17 protein-coding genes are annotated in these 17,286 nt (G+C 63.5%); 9 read left to right on the forward strand and 8 right to left on the reverse strand.

Features of this window, described 5'->3' with window-relative positions; genetic code table 11:
* Window positions 1–83: 83 nt before the first annotated feature.
* The 6 genes from HU737_RS20535 to bioB form a co-directional block, all read right to left on the reverse strand.
* Complete coding sequence (locus HU737_RS20535) at window positions 84–380, reverse strand: pyrroloquinoline quinone biosynthesis protein PqqE (RefSeq protein WP_186552712.1); 297 nt, start codon at window positions 378–380, stop codon at window positions 84–86.
* 147 nt (window positions 381–527) lie between these two features.
* Window positions 528–1,208, reverse strand: coding sequence for a dethiobiotin synthase (gene bioD / locus HU737_RS20540; RefSeq protein ID WP_186552713.1), 681 nt, complete (start codon window positions 1,206–1,208; stop codon window positions 528–530).
* A 1-nt stretch (window position 1,209) separates the two neighbouring features.
* A complete protein-coding gene (gene bioC, locus HU737_RS20545) occupies window positions 1,210–2,034 on the reverse strand; it encodes a malonyl-ACP O-methyltransferase BioC (protein ID WP_186552714.1) in 825 nt (274 codons plus the stop codon).
* Complete coding sequence (locus HU737_RS20550) at window positions 2,027–2,758, reverse strand: alpha/beta fold hydrolase (protein ID WP_186552715.1); 732 nt, start codon at window positions 2,756–2,758, stop codon at window positions 2,027–2,029. The genes bioC and HU737_RS20550 overlap by 8 nt, the downstream gene beginning before the upstream one ends.
* Complete coding sequence (gene bioF, locus HU737_RS20555; protein ID WP_186552716.1) at window positions 2,751–3,923, reverse strand: 8-amino-7-oxononanoate synthase; 1,173 nt, start codon at window positions 3,921–3,923, stop codon at window positions 2,751–2,753. The genes HU737_RS20550 and bioF overlap by 8 nt, the downstream gene beginning before the upstream one ends.
* A gap of 2 nt (window positions 3,924–3,925) precedes the next feature.
* Window positions 3,926–4,984, reverse strand: coding sequence for a biotin synthase BioB (bioB, locus tag HU737_RS20560; RefSeq protein WP_186552717.1), 1,059 nt, complete (start codon window positions 4,982–4,984; stop codon window positions 3,926–3,928).
* A gap of 88 nt (window positions 4,985–5,072) precedes the next feature.
* Here bioB and HU737_RS20565 point away from each other — a divergent pair, with 88 nt between their 5' ends.
* The 4 genes from HU737_RS20565 (at window position 5,073) to rarD (ending at window position 8,725) form a co-directional block, all read left to right on the forward strand.
* Window positions 5,073–5,810 (forward strand): ComF family protein, encoded by a 738-nt coding sequence (locus HU737_RS20565; RefSeq protein ID WP_186552718.1) that lies wholly within the window; start codon window positions 5,073–5,075, stop codon window positions 5,808–5,810.
* A gap of 57 nt (window positions 5,811–5,867) precedes the next feature.
* Entirely contained in the window at window positions 5,868–6,632 is a 765-nt protein-coding gene (locus tag HU737_RS20570) for a TOBE domain-containing protein (RefSeq protein ID WP_186552719.1), read from the forward strand.
* Window positions 6,633–6,798: 166 nt separating this feature from the next.
* Complete coding sequence (locus HU737_RS20575; RefSeq protein ID WP_186552720.1) at window positions 6,799–7,773, forward strand: serine/threonine protein kinase; 975 nt, start codon at window positions 6,799–6,801, stop codon at window positions 7,771–7,773.
* Window positions 7,774–7,837: 64 nt separating this feature from the next.
* Window positions 7,838–8,725, forward strand: coding sequence for an EamA family transporter RarD (gene rarD / locus HU737_RS20580; RefSeq protein WP_186552721.1), 888 nt, complete (start codon window positions 7,838–7,840; stop codon window positions 8,723–8,725).
* A 250-nt stretch (window positions 8,726–8,975) separates the two neighbouring features.
* Here the strand turns inward: rarD and HU737_RS20585 are convergent, their stop codons facing one another.
* Complete coding sequence (locus HU737_RS20585) at window positions 8,976–9,494, reverse strand: glycine cleavage system transcriptional repressor (protein WP_186552722.1); 519 nt, start codon at window positions 9,492–9,494, stop codon at window positions 8,976–8,978.
* 438 nt (window positions 9,495–9,932) lie between these two features.
* Here HU737_RS20585 and HU737_RS20590 point away from each other — a divergent pair, with 438 nt between their 5' ends.
* The gene (locus HU737_RS20590; protein ID WP_186552723.1) at window positions 9,933–12,110 is read left to right on the forward strand and encodes a malate synthase G; all 2,178 of its coding nucleotides are present in this window, start codon (window positions 9,933–9,935) and stop codon (window positions 12,108–12,110) included.
* 111 nt (window positions 12,111–12,221) lie between these two features.
* On the opposite strand, the gene HU737_RS20595 is transcribed toward HU737_RS20590, so the two are convergent.
* The gene (locus HU737_RS20595) at window positions 12,222–12,665 is read right to left on the reverse strand and encodes a response regulator (RefSeq protein WP_186552724.1); all 444 of its coding nucleotides are present in this window, start codon (window positions 12,663–12,665) and stop codon (window positions 12,222–12,224) included.
* Window positions 12,666–12,897: 232 nt separating this feature from the next.
* On the opposite strand from HU737_RS20595, the gene HU737_RS20600 reads away from it, so the two are divergent.
* From HU737_RS20600 to HU737_RS20615, 4 genes are all read left to right on the forward strand, one after another.
* Window positions 12,898–14,835, forward strand: coding sequence for a putative nucleotidyltransferase substrate binding domain-containing protein (locus HU737_RS20600; protein ID WP_186552725.1), 1,938 nt, complete (start codon window positions 12,898–12,900; stop codon window positions 14,833–14,835).
* The gene (locus HU737_RS20605) at window positions 14,832–15,542 is read left to right on the forward strand and encodes a 3'-5' exonuclease (RefSeq protein WP_186552726.1); all 711 of its coding nucleotides are present in this window, start codon (window positions 14,832–14,834) and stop codon (window positions 15,540–15,542) included. Before HU737_RS20600 ends, HU737_RS20605 begins: the two co-directional genes overlap by 4 nt.
* Before the next feature lie 98 nt (window positions 15,543–15,640).
* Complete coding sequence (locus HU737_RS20610) at window positions 15,641–16,159, forward strand: RNA polymerase sigma factor (RefSeq protein ID WP_186552727.1); 519 nt, start codon at window positions 15,641–15,643, stop codon at window positions 16,157–16,159.
* Complete coding sequence (locus tag HU737_RS20615) at window positions 16,156–17,112, forward strand: FecR domain-containing protein (RefSeq protein WP_186552728.1); 957 nt, start codon at window positions 16,156–16,158, stop codon at window positions 17,110–17,112. Before HU737_RS20610 ends, HU737_RS20615 begins: the two co-directional genes overlap by 4 nt.
* Window positions 17,113–17,286: the final 174 nt, after the last annotated feature.

Consider the following 17,286-nt stretch of genomic DNA (forward strand, 5'->3'; position numbering starts at 1 on the left):
CCACGTGATCAGGGCTGGCGCAATCGCGGGGCAAGCCCGCTTCCACGAGAACGTTTCCCACGAGAAAGTTGTGGTACCTGCAATCAGGCGTAGGTGTCGATGAACCTGCCGAGCATTTCATCGGAAGCCTTGGCGACTTTCACGCCCAGTTCGACTTCATTTTTGCCCAGCGCCAGTTGCACGGTGCTGGTGGCCAGATCCATTTGCTGACTGCGATCGACAGCGCGCAGGCGCTCGGCCTGATAGTCGCTGGACTGGCTGGTGGCGTTGCGCTCAACGCTTTGGTTGGCGATTTGGCTGGCGGCCTGATCGACGCGGTTCTGCCCGGCCTGGATGGCGCCGAGACCCGCGTAGTAGGCGGAGCTACCGGTGATTTCCATGTCAAAACTCCAATGACGCTGGATAACGAACAGGCTTCATTAAAGCAGCCCTAGGGCGAAAAGGCCCGTTTAAATCCCTAATAGCCTAGTGCCAGCTGATAGACCCGAGGCATATCCGTCAAACTCCGCGGCCTAGCCTTGCCCAAACTAATCCAGCAAATCCAACTGCAGGTATTCAGCCACCGCAGCACCACTGGCCTGCTTAAGCTTGGGCACCCGCCCCAGACAAGGCGCCGGGAGCCGCTCAGCCAGGCTGGCAAGGTTCTCTTCCAAGCGCGAAGTCCGCGGCTCGATGATGTTCGCCACCCACCCGGCCAATTGCAGCCCATCCCGAGCAATCGCCTCGGCACTGAGCAGCGCATGGTTGATGCAGCCCAAACGCACCCCCACCACCAAAATCACCGGCAGCTTCAGGGCAATCGCCAGATCGGACAGATTGGCGTGATCAGACAGCGGCACCCGCCAGCCACCGGCGCCTTCGATCAGGGTGAAGTCCGCGTCCTGCTTGAGCACAGCCTGCATAGCTGCCAGCAGCGCAGGTACGCCGAGCGCGATTCCAGCTTCCCGCGCCGCCAGATGAGGGGCGATGGCCGGCTCGAAAGCAAACGGGTTGACCTGCTCATAGGCCAGCTTGAACGTGCTTTCGTCGATCAGCGCCTGCGCATCGGCATTGCGCAACCCCTTGGCAGTCACCGCACACCCGGACGCTACCGGCTTGGCGCCGAGGGTGCTCAGCCCTTGCAGCCTGGCCGCATGCAAAAGGCCGGCGGCGATGGTGGTCTTGCCGACGTCGGTGTCGGTTCCGGCGATGAAATAGGCCTTGCTCATGTCACTCCCCAGGCTGCAATGGCTTGCGCAGCACACCATAAACCACTTGATAGGTGGCAGGCAGGCCCTGGGCCTGGCGGAACTGCTCGTAGGCCTGCAACAAACCCTGCATCCGCGCCCGCCCGGTCAACCCCGAGGGGCGTCCGGGGTTGAGGTTGTGCGCGCCGAGGGCTTTGAGCTCATGGGTCAGGCTTCGTACATCCGGGTAATGCAGGACATGGGCGCGGCGCTCAAGGCCAAGCAGGTGCAGGCCACTCTCGCCGCACAGGCGCTGGTAATCCTCGAAACGGCGGAAGCGGTTGACGTGGACCATGCCATCGACGGCCTGCCAGCTGGCGCGCAGCTCCTCCAGGGTGCCCACGCATAGACTGCTGAACGCCAGCACACCGCCTGGGCGCAATACCCGCTGCGCTTCGCTGAGCACACTGGAGAACTGGCTGCACCACTGCACCGCCAGGCTGGTGAACACCAGGTCGACGCTTTCTGCCTGCAAGGGCAGGCGCTCGGCATCGCCGGCTACATGAAAGTGAGCACCACCGTGGCCGCGCGCGTGGCCAAGCATGCCTTCGGCGATGTCCACCGCCACCCCCAGTGCTGCGGCAAAACGCTCGGCCAGGGCGCGGCTGAAGTAGCCGGTGCCGCTGCCCAGGTCGAGCCAGCTCGACGGCGTCAGATCAGCGGGCAGCAGTTCGAGCAACGCCTCGCCGACCGCCCGCTGCAACGCCGCGACACTGTCATAACTGGCTGCCGCCTTGGAAAACGATGCCGCTACCTGGCGCTTGTCGGGCAAGCTGCCGGGCAGGCTTGGCTGGGAAAGATCAGTCATCACCACTCTCATGCAAAAAACTCTTGATGCCCGCCGCAAGCTCCTGTGGGTATTCCAGCAGGAAGGCGTGGGAGCTTTCTTCGACCAAACCCACCTCGACATCGGGCAACAACTCGCTCAAGGCTTTGGCCGCCTCAGCCGGCACCAGCGCATCGCTCCCGGCGAACAGGTGCAGCTGTGGCCCGGCGTACTGTTCCAGGGCTGTACGGGTATCGAGCTTGGCCAACACCTCAAGGCCGCTGGCCAGGTACAGCGGGTCGGTGTCCGGCACTCCGACGCCGAGTTGGCGCAACAGAGTGCGCGGCATCTGCGCGCCTTCGCTACACAGGCTGCGAAAGCGTTTCAGGGTCACCTGGTGATGGCTGCGGCAGCCATCGAGAAAAGTGCCGAAAGTGTCTGGCGCCATGCCGTGGGGCCAGTCAGCTCGGCTGATGAAGCTGGGGTTGCTGGCCAGGGTGAGTAACCCGCAGCAGTGGTCGCCGCGCTTGTGCGCCAGCTCGCTGGCGAGCATGCCGCCGAGCGACCAGCCGCCCAGCCAGGTGTCAGTGGGCAGTTTGCGGTCCAGGTAGTCGATCCACGCCTGCACATCGCCCTCGGGCAACTCCGGCAACGGCATCAACTCGACCTGTAGGCGTGAGTCTTGGGCGCGCAGGCTGGCAGTCAGCGGCTCCAGTGCAGCAGTGCCCAGGCCCCAGCCGGGCAAGAGGATCAGTCGGTTACGCATCGGCGGACTCCAGCTGTGGATAACACTCGGCCAATGCATTCAACAATAGCTGGACCTGGGCCTCACTGTGCGCGGCGCTCAAGGTAACGCGCAGACGCGCGCTGCCGGCCGGCACGGTCGGCGGACGAATGGCCGTCACCAGCAGCCCGCGCTCACGCAACATGCGCGACAGGCGCAAGGCCCGCGCGCTGTCGCCAATCAGGATCGGCTGGATCGGGGTTGGGCTGTCCATCAGCTGCAGGCCGATCTGCTCGGCGCCTTGACGGAACTGGCGGATCAGCGCAGCCAGATGCTCACGGCGCCAGCTTTCGCGGCGCAGCAACTCCAGGCTCTTGAGCGTGGCGCAGGCCAGGGCTGGTGGCTGGCTGGTGGTATAGATGTAGGGCCGGGCGAACTGCACCAGCGCCTCGATCAGTTCTTCACTGCCAGCGACAAAAGCCCCAGCCGTGCCGCAGGCCTTGCCCAGGGTTCCGATCAGCACCGGCACGTCGTCCAGGCCCAGACCGAAGTGCTCGACGATGCCAGCACCGGTGGCGCCCAGCGTGCCCAGGCCATGGGCATCATCGACCATCAACCAGGCGCCGCGGGCCCGAGCGGTCTCGGCCAGTGCAGGCAGGTCGGCGAGGTCGCCATCCATGCTGAACACGCCATCGGTGACCACCAGGGTGTTGCCGGTCGCTTTGTCCAGGCGCTTGGCCAGGCTGTCAGGGTCGTTGTGCAGATAGCGATTGAAGCGCGCCCCACTGAGCAGCCCGCCATCGAGCAGCGAGGCGTGGTTGAGGCGGTCTTGCAAAATGGTATCGCCCTGCCCTACCAGCGCGGTAATCGCACCGAGGTTGGCCATGTAGCCGGTGGAAAACAGCAGCGCGCGCGGGCGCCCGGTGAGTTCGGCCAAGGCTTCTTCGAGCTGGTGGTGCGGGGTACTGTGGCCGATGACCAAGTGCGAAGCACCACCGCCGACACCCCAGCGCTCGGCACCGGCGCGCCAGGCGGCGATCACCTCCGGGTGATTGGCCAGGCCCAGGTAGTCATTGTTACAGAAGGCCAGCAGCGGTTGGCCATCGACCACCACCTCCGGCCCCTGCGGGCTTTGCAGCAGCGGGCGTTGCCGATACAGGTCGGCGGCGCGCCGTTCGGCCAGGCGCGCCGTCAAGTCGAAGGCCATGTTCAGGCAGACGCTGCGTCGTAGAACATCTCGCTGCTGCGCTGCTCGACCAGTGCCTGTTCGATGGCCGCCTGGTGCACTTCGTCGGCGTGCTCTTCGCGCGCTTCGGGCTTGATTCCCAGGCGGGCGAACAGTTGCATGTCTTTGTCGGCCTGCGGGTTGGCAGTGGTCAACAGCTTCTCGCCATAGAAAATCGAGTTGGCTCCCGCCATGAAGGCCAGGGCCTGCATCTGCTCGTTCATCTGCTCGCGGCCAGCCGACAGACGCACATGGGATTTAGGCATGAGGATGCGCGCCACCGCCAGCATGCGGATGAAGTCGAACGGGTCGACATCTTCTTCTTCGGCCAGCGGGGTCCCGGCGACTTTGACCAGCATGTTGATCGGCACCGACTCCGGGTGCTCTGGCAGGTTGGCCAGCTGGATCAGCAGGCCGGCGCGATCGTCGAGCGACTCGCCCATGCCGAGGATACCGCCCGAGCAGATCTTCATCCCGGCGTCACGCACGTAGGCCAGGGTCTGCAAGCGCTCGCTGTAGGTACGGGTGGTGATGATGCTGGTGTAGAACTCAGGCGAAGTGTCGAGGTTGTGGTTGTAGTAGTCCAGGCCCGCCTGGGCCAGCGCTGCGGTCTGCTCCTGATCGAGGCGACCGAGGGTCATGCAGGTTTCCAGGCCCATGGCCTTGACCCCTTTGACCATCTCCAGCACATACGGCATGTCCTTGGCCGACGGGTGCTTCCAGGCCGCGCCCATGCAGAAGCGGGTCGAGCCGATGGCTTTGGCGCGGGCGGCCTCTTCCAGCACCTTCTGCACTTCCATCAGCTTCTGTTTTTCCAGGCCGGTGTTGTAGTGACCGGACTGCGGACAATATTTGCAATCTTCCGGGCAGGCGCCGGTTTTGATCGACAGCAGCGTCGAGACTTGCACGCGGTTTGGGTCGAAGTGCGCGCGGTGTACGGTCTGCGCCTGGAACAGCAGGTCATTGAACGGTTGCTGGAACAGTGCCTTCACTTCGGCCAAGGCCCAGTCGTGACGTGTTGTTGCAGTTGTGCTGGCGCTCATCGGCGTTTCCTTATCTAGGCTCTGACTGGCGCAGGGACAGCAAAGCCGCCAGCGCATCACGGATAGCGGCAATAGTTACGGAAGGTCTATGGACTGTCAACCACTCATAAGACAGCTGGTTTACAAGTGTACAAATATTGATCATAGCTGTTTGCTGTGCGATGAACCGGCGCATCAAGCCTATCCGCTGTGCACCAGCTGCGAGCGCGAGCTGCCTTGGTTGGAGGAACAGTGTCTGCGCTGCGCCTTGCCGCTAGCGATGGCGGACTTGACCTGCGCCCAGTGCAGCCGGCGCGCGCCCGCCTTTAGCCAAGTCGTGGCGCCTTGGCACTTCGGCTTTCCGATCGACACGCTGATCAGCCGATTCAAGCACCGCAGCCAATGGCCACTGGGGCGACTAATGGCGCAACTGCTGGGGCATGAGCTACAGCATCGCTACGCCGAAGGGTTGGCGAAGCCTGACCAATTGTTGCCCGTACCACTTGCCGCACGTCGACTGCGCCAGCGGGGGTTCAATCAGGCGGGGATGTTGGCGCGCTGGCTGTCGAAGCAGTTGGGTATCCCTTGCGATGAACGACTCCTGCAACGAACGCGGGATACTCCAGCGCAACAGCTACTCAGCGCGCGCGTGCGCCGGCGCAATCTGCGCCAGGCGTTCTGCCTGGCAGCGAAGGCAGACGTCGAAGGCCAACACCTGGCGCTGATCGATGATGTGTTGACCACCGGCGCCACCGCCCAAGCGCTGGCCCAGCTATTGCGCCAGGCCGGAGCGCGGCAGGTGGATATCTACTGCTTGGCGCGTACCCCCAAACCTGGCCAGGCTTGACTCGGCAAGGCGTGGACGGCAACGTCGCAGCAACTTTGTGTACCTCTGGCAGCCCCCATGTCTTTACCCACCGTGCTCACCCAACACATCGCCCGTCGGCCGCAGCGTATCGCGCTGTTGCAGCATGTCGCCGAACAGGGCTCGATCACTCGCGCTGCCAAGGCCGCTGGGATCAGCTACAAGGCGGCCTGGGATGCCATCGACGAGCTCAATAACCTCGCCAGTCGGCCACTGGTCGAACGCAGCACGGGCGGACGCGGCGGTGGCGGCGCTCGGTTGTCCGAGGAAGGCGAGCGGGTGCTGCGCTTGTACCAACGCCTGCAAGGCTTGCAGGCGCAAATCCTGGAAGCGGCCGAACAAACCAGCGACCTCGACTTGCTTGGCCGGCTGATGCTGCGCACCAGTGCGCGCAATCAGTTGCAAGGCGAAGTCAGCGGGTTACGCCGAGAAGGCCGGCACGATCGCGTCAGCCTGGCCTTGGGCGGCGGGCTGGAGATCGAGGCATTGATTACCCGCGACAGCACTGAGCGCCTGGAATTGGCCTTGGGCAGCATGGTGGTGGCGTTGCTCAAGGCCGGTTGGGTGCAGCTGCTTGGCGATGAAGAACCGCCGGAGCCAGGGAGTAATTGCCTGCGCGCCAGGATTGAGGAAGTGCTGGTCGACGAGGGCGGCAGCAGTGAAGTGCGCTTGGCATTGGGCAATGGGCAGACACTGTGTGCGTTTGTTGAGGCTGATTGGCTGCAGCAGCGCAAGGCTGGGCCGGGCAGTGAGCTGCAGGTGCAGTTTCATCCCTCCTTCGTTTTGCTCGGAGTGCCGGTGTAGCCTGGCCGGGCGCTGCGCGCCCGGTTCGCGGGGCAAGCCCGCTCCTACACTCTACACAGCAGCGTGGGAGCGGGTTTGCCCCGCGATGGGGCCGGCGCTGATTACCCATGTGTCGCAGGTGAATGCGATACCATGGTCGCCACGACGCCGCCCCTCTGGAGCTCCAATGTCCCACCCTTTCGACACCCTCACCCCCGACCTGGTCCTGGATGCCGTAGAGAGCCTCGGTTTTCTCAGCGACGCGCGGGTACTGGCGCTCAACAGCTACGAGAACCGTGTCTATCAGGTGGGTATCGAAGACCAGCAGCCGCTGATCGCCAAGTTCTACCGCCCAGGGCGCTGGAGCGATGCGCAGATTCATGAGGAGCACAGCTTCACCGCGGAACTGGCCGATTGCGAAGTGCCTGTGGTCGCCCCCATCGAGCACGATGGCCGTAGCCTGTTCGAGCATGGTGGTTTTCGCTTTGCACTGTTCCCGCGGCGTGGCGGCCATGCCCCGGAGCCGGGCAATCTCGACCAACTCTATCGCCTCGGGCAGTTGCTCGGCCGCTTGCACAAGGTTGGCGCCACCCGGCCCTTCGAGCACCGCGAAACCCTGGCTGTGGACAACTTTGGCCATGCCTCGCTGAACACCCTGCTCGAAGGCAATTTCGTCCCCAAGGAACTGCTGCCCGCCTTCGAATCGGTCGCCCGCGACCTGCTCAAGCGCGTCGAAGCGATCTACGCGCGCACTCCCCATCAGCTGATCCGCCTGCATGGAGACTGCCACCCAGGCAACCTGATGCACCGCGACGAGGCCTACCATGTGGTCGATCTGGACGACTGCCGCATGGGCCCCGCCGTGCAAGATCTGTGGATGATGCTCGCCGGCAGCCGCGAGGAGCGCCTGGGGCAGTTGGCCGAGCTGATCGACGGCTACAACGAATTCCACGACTTCGACCCCCGCGAACTGCCGCTGATCGAACCGCTGCGCGCCCTGCGCCAACTGCACCACAGTGCGTGGCTGGCGCGGCGCTGGGACGACCCGGCGTTCCCGCGCAGCTTCCCTTGGTTTGGCCAGCCGCGTTATTGGGGCGATCAGATTCTGGCCTTGCGTGAGCAGATCGCCGCCCTGGATGAACAACCACTGAAATTGTTCTAGAACCCTGCGAGGGTCTGTCTACAATAGGCGTCGCTTTATTTAGCTACCTAAGCAAGGATTCTGCATGCACGCCGCCAACCCGCGCCGCGGGTACATCCTGGGCCTTACCGCCTACATCATCTGGGGGCTGTTCCCCCTGTACTTCAAAGCTATCCAGAGCGTGCCGGCGGTCGAGATCATCGTCCACCGCGTGCTCTGGTCAGCGCTGTTCGGCTCGCTGTTGCTACTGGTGTGGAAACATCCAGGCTGGTGGCGCGAGCTGCGCGACAACCCCCGCCGGCTGGCGATTCTGGCGCTCAGCGGCGCGTTGATCGCCGGTAACTGGCTGACCTATGTCTGGTCGGTGAACAACGGCCGCATGCTCGAAGCCAGCCTGGGTTATTACATCAACCCGCTGGTCAACGTATTGCTCGGCATGCTGCTCCTGGGCGAGCGCCTGCGCCGCCTGCAATGGCTGGCGGTTGGGCTGGCGGCGGTGGGGGTGGCGCAGCAGGTATGGCAGGTCGGTAGCCTGCCGTGGGTGTCGCTGGTTCTGGCGCTGTCGTTTGGCTTCTATGGCCTGATCCGCAAGCAGGCGCCGGTAGCGGCGCTGCCTGGGCTGGTGGTGGAAACCTGGATGCTGGTGCCGCTGGCGATTGGCTGGCTGCTCCTGCACCCGGCTGCGAGCAGTGTGCAAGGCGACTTCTTCAGCACCAGCCAAGCGCTCTGGTTGATTGCCGCAGGGCCGGTGACGCTGGTGCCGCTGGTGTGCTTCAACGCTGCGGCCCGCCATCTGCCGTACACCACCTTGGGCTTCCTGCAGTACCTGGCGCCGACCCTGGTGTTGCTGCAGGCGGTACTGCTGTTCGATGAGCATTTGTCGTCGAGCAGCTTGTTGGCGTTCGTGTTCATTTGGGCAGGGTTGGCGCTGTACAGCGTTGATGCCTGGCTGTCGCTGCGCAAACGTAGCTGATCAATTATTGATCGAATCGCTGTAGGCCACGTTTGGCGTGGCCTACAGCGACATCTCCAGAGGTTATCCACACCCTCGTCCCCGTGGTTTGTGCACAAGCGTCTGATTTCTGGATGTTTTTTGTGCAGATGGCTGGAGGCTGCGACGCTCGTGGGCTGGCGGGGTGAACCCCCAGGTTATCCACAGGGCCGTCCCCTTAAATCAGGGATAACCTCTTATCGTCGCAGGCACCAAGAGGCCCTAATGAGCACTAATCTTCCGGCCGCAGTTTGAGCTCGACCATCAAATCATCCGCCAGTGCCTCCAAGCGACCTTGCAAGTCATCCAGGGACAACGTCAACGGCAACGCCAGCAACGCATCGGCATGAAACAACGGCTCGCTACTCATCGGCGCTGGTCGTACTTCAGTGGTGAAACGCTCCAGGTTCACCCCAAGCTCGGCCAGCAATCGAGTAATGTCACGCACGATCCCAGGCCGGTCATTACCCACCAACTCCATGGCAATCGGCTTCCAGGTGCACGATGGCTCGATGCCGCTCTCGGCAATCAGCACGCGAATGTCGTACTTGCCCAGCGCTTGCAGCGACTCGACTAACTCGTCGTAGGATTCTGCCGGCACAGCCACGCGCAGAATTCCGGCGAATTGCCCTGCCATGCGCGACATGCGACTCTCCAACCAGTTGCCATTATGTTCGGCGATGCACTGGGCGATGCGCTCGACCTGCCCAGCCTTGTCGGGGGCGATCACTGTCAATACGAGGTGGTCCACTGCGCGTTCCTCTGCTGAATGCCACGCCGCGCGCGGCGTGAAACCTGGAGATCGAATCAGTATAGGCAAGGCGCGGCAACCTGCCGCAGGGCAATCCGCACGACCAATCGTGTACTGTTTCAAGATTTATCTGGAACAATCCACTGATAATTTGCGAACATACAGGCTCCCAGCGTGACCCTATGCGACCAATTGGTCGCGCAGCGACGCTTTTGGTCTGATGTTCACTCGCCTGCTGCTTCATGTAGTATGCCCCGACGCGGACTACAAAACGTCGTTTGGATGTCTGCCATGGCGCCTGTGAAAATACGCAAATTGCCCGCCGGCTGGTCTGGCAGGCCGCACCCAGCCGCCCTCGGGCATGAACTGGTGCGTGTTTAGAGAAGCGCTACAGGCTTAATACGATGAGCGAAATAGCTGAGCAGAGTGAGGCAAGCAATGACTGAACACGTTCAAGTCGGTGGCCTTCAGGTCGCCAAGGTCCTGTACGACTTCGTCAACAACGAAGCCATTCCGGGGACCGGCATCGTCGCCGAGCAGTTCTGGGCCGGTGCAGAGAAGATCATCAACGACCTCGCTCCAAAGAACAAAAACCTGCTCGCCAAGCGCGACGAGTTGCAAGCCAAGATCGACGCCTGGCACCAGGCGCGCCAAGGCCAGGCCCACGACGCCGCAGCCTACAAAGCATTCCTCCAGGAAATCGGTTACCTGCTGCCACAAGCCGACGATTTCCAGGCCACCACGCAGAGCGTGGACGAAGAGATCGCCCGCATGGCCGGCCCGCAGCTGGTGGTGCCGGTGATGAACGCCCGCTTCGCCCTGAACGCCGCCAATGCCCGCTGGGGCTCGCTGTATGACGCGCTGTATGGCACCGACGCCATCAGCGAGGAAGGCGGCGCCGAGAAAGGCCAGGGCTACAACAAGGTCCGCGGCGACAAGGTCATTGCCTTCGCCCGTGCCTTCCTCGACGAAGCCGCGCCACTGGCCGCTGGCTCCCACGTCGACTCCACCGCCTACCGCATCGAAGCCGGCAAGCTTGTGGTCGCGCTCAAGGGCGGCAGCAACAGCGGCCTGCGTGACGACGCGCAACTGATCGGCTTCCAGGGCGACGCCAAGGCGCCGACCGCCGTGCTGCTCAAGCACAACGGCCTGCACTTCGAAATCCAGGTCGATGCCAGCACTCCAGTCGGCAGCACCGACGCCGCTGGCGTCAAAGACATCCTGATGGAATCGGCGCTGACCACCATCATGGACTGTGAAGACTCGGTCGCCGCGGTCGATGCCGACGACAAAGTCGTGGTCTACCGCAACTGGCTGGGCCTGATGAAAGGCGATCTGGCCGAAAGCGTGAGCAAGGGCGGCAAGACCTTCACACGCACCATGAACCCAGACCGCGAATACGCCGCGCCTAGCGGCGGCAGCGTAACCCTGCACGGTCGTTCGTTGCTGTTCGTGCGTAACGTTGGTCACCTGATGACCAACCCGGCGATCCTCGATGCCCAAGGCAACGAAATCCCGGAAGGTATCCAGGACGGCCTGTTCACCGGCCTGATTGCCTTGCACAACCTCAACGGCAACACCAGCCGCAAGAACAGCCGCACCGGCAGTCTGTACATCGTCAAGCCGAAGATGCACGGCCCTGAAGAAGTAGCGTTCGCCGCAGAAATCTTCAGCCGCGTCGAAGACGTGCTGAACATGCCGCGCAATACCATGAAGGTCGGCATCATGGACGAGGAACGCCGCACCACGGTCAACCTCAAGTCCTGCATCAAGGCTGCCGCCGAGCGCGTGGTGTTCATCAACACCGGCTTCCTCGACCGCACCGGCGATGAAATCCACACCTCGATGGAAGCCGGCGCCGTTGTGCGCAAAGGCGCCATGAAGAATGAGAAGTGGATCGGCGCCTACGAGAACAACAACGTCGACGTCGGCCTTGCCACTGGCCTGCAAGGCCGTGCGCAGATCGGCAAAGGCATGTGGGCCATGCCCGACCTGATGGCGGCAATGCTCGAACAGAAGATCGCCCACCCACTGGCCGGCGCCAACACCGCCTGGGTACCGTCGCCGACCGCCGCCGTGCTGCACGCGCTGCACTACCACAAAGTCGACGTGCAAGCGCGTCAGGCAGAGCTGGCCAAGCGCACCCCGGCTTCGGTGGACGACATCCTGACCATCCCGCTGGCGGCTGACACCAACTGGTCTGCCGAAGAGATCCGCAACGAGCTGGACAACAACGCCCAGGGCATCCTCGGCTACGTTGTGCGCTGGATCGACCACGGCGTGGGCTGCTCGAAGGTGCCGGACATCAACAACGTCGGCCTGATGGAAGACCGCGCCACCCTGCGTATTTCTGCCCAGTTGCTGGCCAACTGGCTGCGCCATGGCATTGTCAGCCAGGAGCAGGTGGTAGAAAGCCTCAAGCGCATGGCGGCGGTGGTCGACAAGCAGAACGCCAGCGATGCCCAGTACCGCCCAATGGCGCCGAACTTCGACGACAACGTCGCCTTCCAGGCGGCGGTGGAGTTGGTGGTCGAAGGCGCCAAGCAGCCGAACGGCTACACCGAGCCGGTACTGCACCGTCGTCGCCGCGAGTTCAAGGCGCGTAACGGGCTGTAAGCCAAAAAATCGCGGGGCAAGCCCGCTCCCACGCTACCTCTATAGGCCTGCCTATGTAGGCCAGCGTGGGAGCGGGCTTGCCCCGCGATAGCGTTCAAACAGCCCCCCCAATCACTCGATCCGCAACTCCTTGCGTACCAGCTCCAGCAACCGAGCTAGATCCACCGGCTTGAGCAAAAAATCCACCACTCCCAGGTGCATCACATCCACCGCCTCCTTCACATCGGTGTCGCCCGACACCACGATGATCGACAACGCCGCCCGCTCCGACTCACGAATCTGCCGGATCAACTCCAGGCCATCCTTTGGCTCCATGCGCAGATCAGTAATCATCAGGCCGATACGTGGCTCTTTCTTGAGTCCCTCTATCGCCGCCTGCGCGCCATCAGCGATAACGCATTCGATCCCCTTGGTTTTCAAGTAAAGCGCCAACGCCTCACTGTTCAGCGGGTCGTCATCCACTACCAGCACCAACTGCGCTTCAGCCGGGGGTGCAGTCACCATGGCCAACGCCTCTTTCTCGGCGTCACTCAGGATCTCGTCATGCTCAGCCATGGTCATCTCGTCAAAAAAATCTCATGCCCCGGATAGGACCGCAAAACCGCCGCCATGCAGCCTGCCTTTCGTCGGATTCTTGACACGTATCAACGGCCCAATGCCCTCATAGACTTACGTCCAATGGGCACAACCTGGCCGCCAGCCGACCATGGGGACCGAGAACAACAAAGTCCGATATCACTATATATAGATAGAGATATATAGATCGGCATAGCGATGCGGTCAGTTCATGAGTAAAAAGGACGCCTACAGCCAGGCTGGCAGAACTGCGGTTCTGCAGAATATCCAAGGCACCCTGCAGTTCCTGCAGCGCTTCCCACCGTTCAACCAGATGGAACACAGCCATCTGGCCTACCTGGTGGAGCAGTGTCAGCTGCGCTTCCACGCCAGCGGCGAGAGCATCATCAAGCCCGCCGATGGCCCGGTCGAGCACTTCTACATCGTCAAGCAAGGGCGGGTGGTCGGCGAGCGCCAGCACGTCACCAAGCCTGGGGTGGAGACTACTTTCGAAATTACCAGCGGCGAGTGCTTCCCACTGGCTGCCCTGCTCGGTGAGCGGGCCACCCGCACTGAACACGTGGCCGGCGAAGACACCTTCTGCCTGCAACTGAACAAGGCCGCGTTCATCCGCCTGTTCTCGATGTCCGAGGCGTTTCGCGACTTCGCCCTGCGCGGGGTCAGCAGCCTGCTCGATCAGGTCAACCAGCAGGTGCGCCAGCGCGCGGTGGAAACCCTGGGCACCCAATACTCGCTGAATACGCCCCTGGGTGAGTTGGCCATGCGCCACCCTGTGGTCTGCACCGCCGACACGCCGTTGCGTGATGCCGTGCGACTGATGCACGACCAGCAAGTCGGCAGCATCGTCATCATCGACCCACAGCGCTTTCCGATCGGCATCTTCACCCTGCGCGACCTGCGCCAGGTGGTGGCCGATGCCAGCGCTGAGCTGAGCGCGCCGATCGGGCAGTACATGACCCCAGCGCCGTTCTACCTGGCGCCCGAGGCGAGCGCCTTCGATGCGGCCATGGCCATGACCGAGCGGCACATCGCCCACGTCTGCCTGGTGGACAACCAGCGCTTGTGTGGGGTGGTCTCCGAGCGCGACCTGTTCTCCCTGCAACGCGTCGACCTGGTGCATCTGGCGCGAACGATCCGCCACGCGCCGCGCCTGGAAACGCTGGTATCTCTGCGCGGCGAAATCGGCCAACTGGTCGAACGCATGCTCGCCCATGGCGCCTCCTCGACCCAGATCACCCAGATCATCACCCTGCTCAACGACCACACGGTATGCCGGGTGATCGAACTGGCCCTGGCCGAGCGCGGCGATCCGGGGGTGGCGTTCAGCTGGCTGTGCTTTGGCAGCGAAGGCCGCCGCGAACAGACCCTGCACACCGACCAGGACAACGGCATCCTGTTCGAAGCTGCCGACAGCGCCGAAGCCGAGGCGATCCGCCAGAAGCTGCTGCCCCTGGCCCAGTACATCAATCAGTGCCTGGCACAATGTGGCTTCAGCCTGTGCAAGGGCAACATCATGGCCGGCAACCCTGAGCTGTGCCTGTCGCGCAGCGAATGGGCGCGGCGCTTCGCCGGCTTCGTAAGGGAGGCCAGCCCGGAGAACCTGCTGGGCTCGACCATCTACTTCGACCTGCGCGTGGTCTGGGGCGATGAACAGGCCTGCGAGCAGTTGCGCCAGGGCATGCTTGCGCAGGTTCAGGACAACCGCATCTTCCAGCGCATGATGGCCGAGAACGCCCTGCGCCAACGCCCGCCAGTGGGCCGCCTGCGCGAGTTCGTCCTGACGCGCCAGGGCAACGACAAGGCTGCCACCCTCGACCTCAAGGTCCAGGGCCTGACGCCCTTCGTCGACGGCGCACGGCTGCTGGCCCTGGCCAATGGCATTGGCGCCTGCAACACCCTCGAGCGTCTGCGCCAGCTGGTGGCCAAGGGCATCATCGATGAACTCGATGGCGCAGCGTTCGAAGAGGCCTACCACTTCATCCAGCAGACCCGCATGCAGCAGCACCAGCGCCAGAGCCGAGATAACTTGCCCTACTCCAACCGGGTTGACCCCGACAGCCTCAATCACCTGGACCGACGCATCCTGCGCGAGTCGCTGCGCCAGGCTCAGCGTCTGCAAAGCAGCCTGGCCCTGCGGTATCAACTATGAGCCTGTTCGCCTGGTTACGCCCAGCCCTGCCGGCACTGGACGACGACCTGCGCCTGCGTTTGGCCAACCTGGCCAAACCCAGCGCCCTGAGTGTGCTGTCGCTGCGCGAACAGCGCTGGGTAGTGCTCGACCTGGAAACCAGTGGCCTGAACCTCAACCGCGACCAGGTGTTGTCGATCGGCGCTGTAGCCATCGAGGATGGCGCGATCGATTTCAGCCAGCAGTTCGAACGTACCCTGCACCGCCCTGCACAGAAGACCACCCCCAGCGTGCTGATCCATGGCCTGGGACCAGACGCCCTGGCCGCAGGCTGCGATCCGGCCGGGGCGCTGCTGGACTTGATGGAGTTCATCGGCGACAGCCCGGTGCTGGCCTTCCACGCCCCCTTCGACCAGCGCATGCTGGCCAGGGCGCTGAAAGACAGCCTCGGCTACCGCCTCCAGCATCCGTTCTTCGACGTCGCTGAGCTGGCGCCAATGCTCAACCCCGACACGGTGTTGCGCGAAGCCAGCCTGGACGACTGGGTGGCACGCTTCGGCTTGCAGGTCGATGAGCGCCACAACGCCAGCGCTGATGCCCAGGTCACCGCAGAACTCGCGCTGATCCTGCTCAGCCAGGCCCGCCGTCAGCAGCTCGACAGCCCCTTGCAGCTCAACCTGCGCCTGCAACAGTGGCGCCGGCGCAAGGCCCACAGTCACGGTTTGTAATGGCAATCCGATAAGCGTCGATTGCGCCACGCCCCCCGCCTCTGCAACAATCGCGAATAATTATCGTTAGTTAACGCATTGTTTCCGGGGAACGTTTCTTGTCGTCTGCGCAGAGCCCACACGCCGAGCTGGTCGGAGCGCTGTATCGCGATCATCGCAGCTGGCTGCTGGCCTGGCTGCAACGCAGCACCGCCTGCCGTCAACGCGCCGAAGACCTGAGCCAGGACACCTTCGTGCGCCTGCTCGGCCGCGATCAGCTAAGCACTCCGCGTGAGCCACGTGCATTTCTGGTGGCAGTGGCCAAGGGCCTGTTGTTCGACCACTTTCGCCGCGCCGCGTTGGAGCAGGCCTACCTGGCCGAGCTGTCGCTGATGCCCGAGGCCGAACACCCTTCCCCGGAAATCCAACACCTGATTCTTGAAGACCTCAAGGCCATCGACCGACTGCTCAGCAAGCTGTCGAGCAAGGCTCGCGCCGCGTTCCTGCACAACCGCCTCGATGGCATGGGCCATGCCGAGATTGCCGAGCGCCTGGGAGTTTCGGTCTCGCGGGTACGCCAGTACCTGGCCCAAGGCCTGCGCCAATGCTACATCGCCCTGTACGGGGAGCCGACGTGAGCGCCGCACCGGTTTCGAACCAGGTGCTGGACGCCGCAATCGCTTGGAAGCTGTGCCTGGACGAAGGCTGCGGTTCGCCCGATGAGCGCAGCGAATTCATCCGCTGGCATGCCGCCAGCGAAGAGCACGCCCGCGCCTGGCGCCAGCTAGGCATGCTCGACCAGCGTGTCAGCGCCGCGGCTGGGCCTGCGCGTAAAGCCCTGCTGCAGTCACGGGTCAGCCTGCGCCGACGGGTTGGCAAGCTGGGCGGCGGCTTGGCAGGGATGCTGCTGGTCGGCGCGCTGCTGTTGCAAATCGGCGCGCCGTCACTGTCGCCCGGCTACTGGCTGGCAGACCAGCGCACCGCTACCGGCGAACTGCGCACCCTGCGCCTGGAAGACGGCACCCTGCTGAGCCTCAATACCCACACCGCAGTGGATATCGATTTTGAGGGTGACGAACGGCTGATCGTCTTGCATCAGGGCGAGATTTCCGTAGAAACCGGCCATCAGGACCTGCGGCCATTGATGGTGCGCACCGACGATGGTCGGCTGCGGCCCCTCGGCACGCGCTTTTTGGTCAAGCGTGAACAACACGGCACGCGCCTTGAGGTGTTGCAGTCGCAGGTGGCGGCGATGCCGTCGAACAGTGGCGATGAGCGAGTTTTGCGCGAAGGTCAGCAGGTGCTGATGAATGCCAATGGCCTGGGCCAGATCAGCCCAGTGGCCGCTGGGGCCGATGCCTGGACCCGCGGCATGCTGGTGGTGGACAACGTGCGTCTGGGCGACCTGGTCGCCGAGCTTGGCCGCTATCGCAGCGGGCACTTGGGTGTAGCCGATGAAGTGGCCAACCTGCGCGTGACCGGCAGCTTCCCCTTGACCGACATCGACCTGGCGCTGGCCTCGTTGCTGCCGGCGCTGCCGGTCAAGGTCGAGCGGCATACGCCCTGGTGGGTGACGGTGGTTGCCAAGTAACGGTGGCACGCCCCGCAACGGATTTGCCTGGTAGTGGGCGACATGTGCGCGAGCTACGTGGGAGCGGGCTGCATGCACGAACTGCGTGAGCTGGCTGCGCGGGACTGGCCGCGTGGGAACTGCCTGCGGCGGATCGAGCTGCGTGGATCGAGCTGCGTGGGAGCGGGCTTGCCC

The sequence above is a fragment of the Pseudomonas urmiensis genome (assembly GCF_014268815.2).
In the GTDB taxonomy this organism is placed as follows: Bacteria; Pseudomonadota; Gammaproteobacteria; order Pseudomonadales; family Pseudomonadaceae; genus Aquipseudomonas; species Aquipseudomonas urmiensis.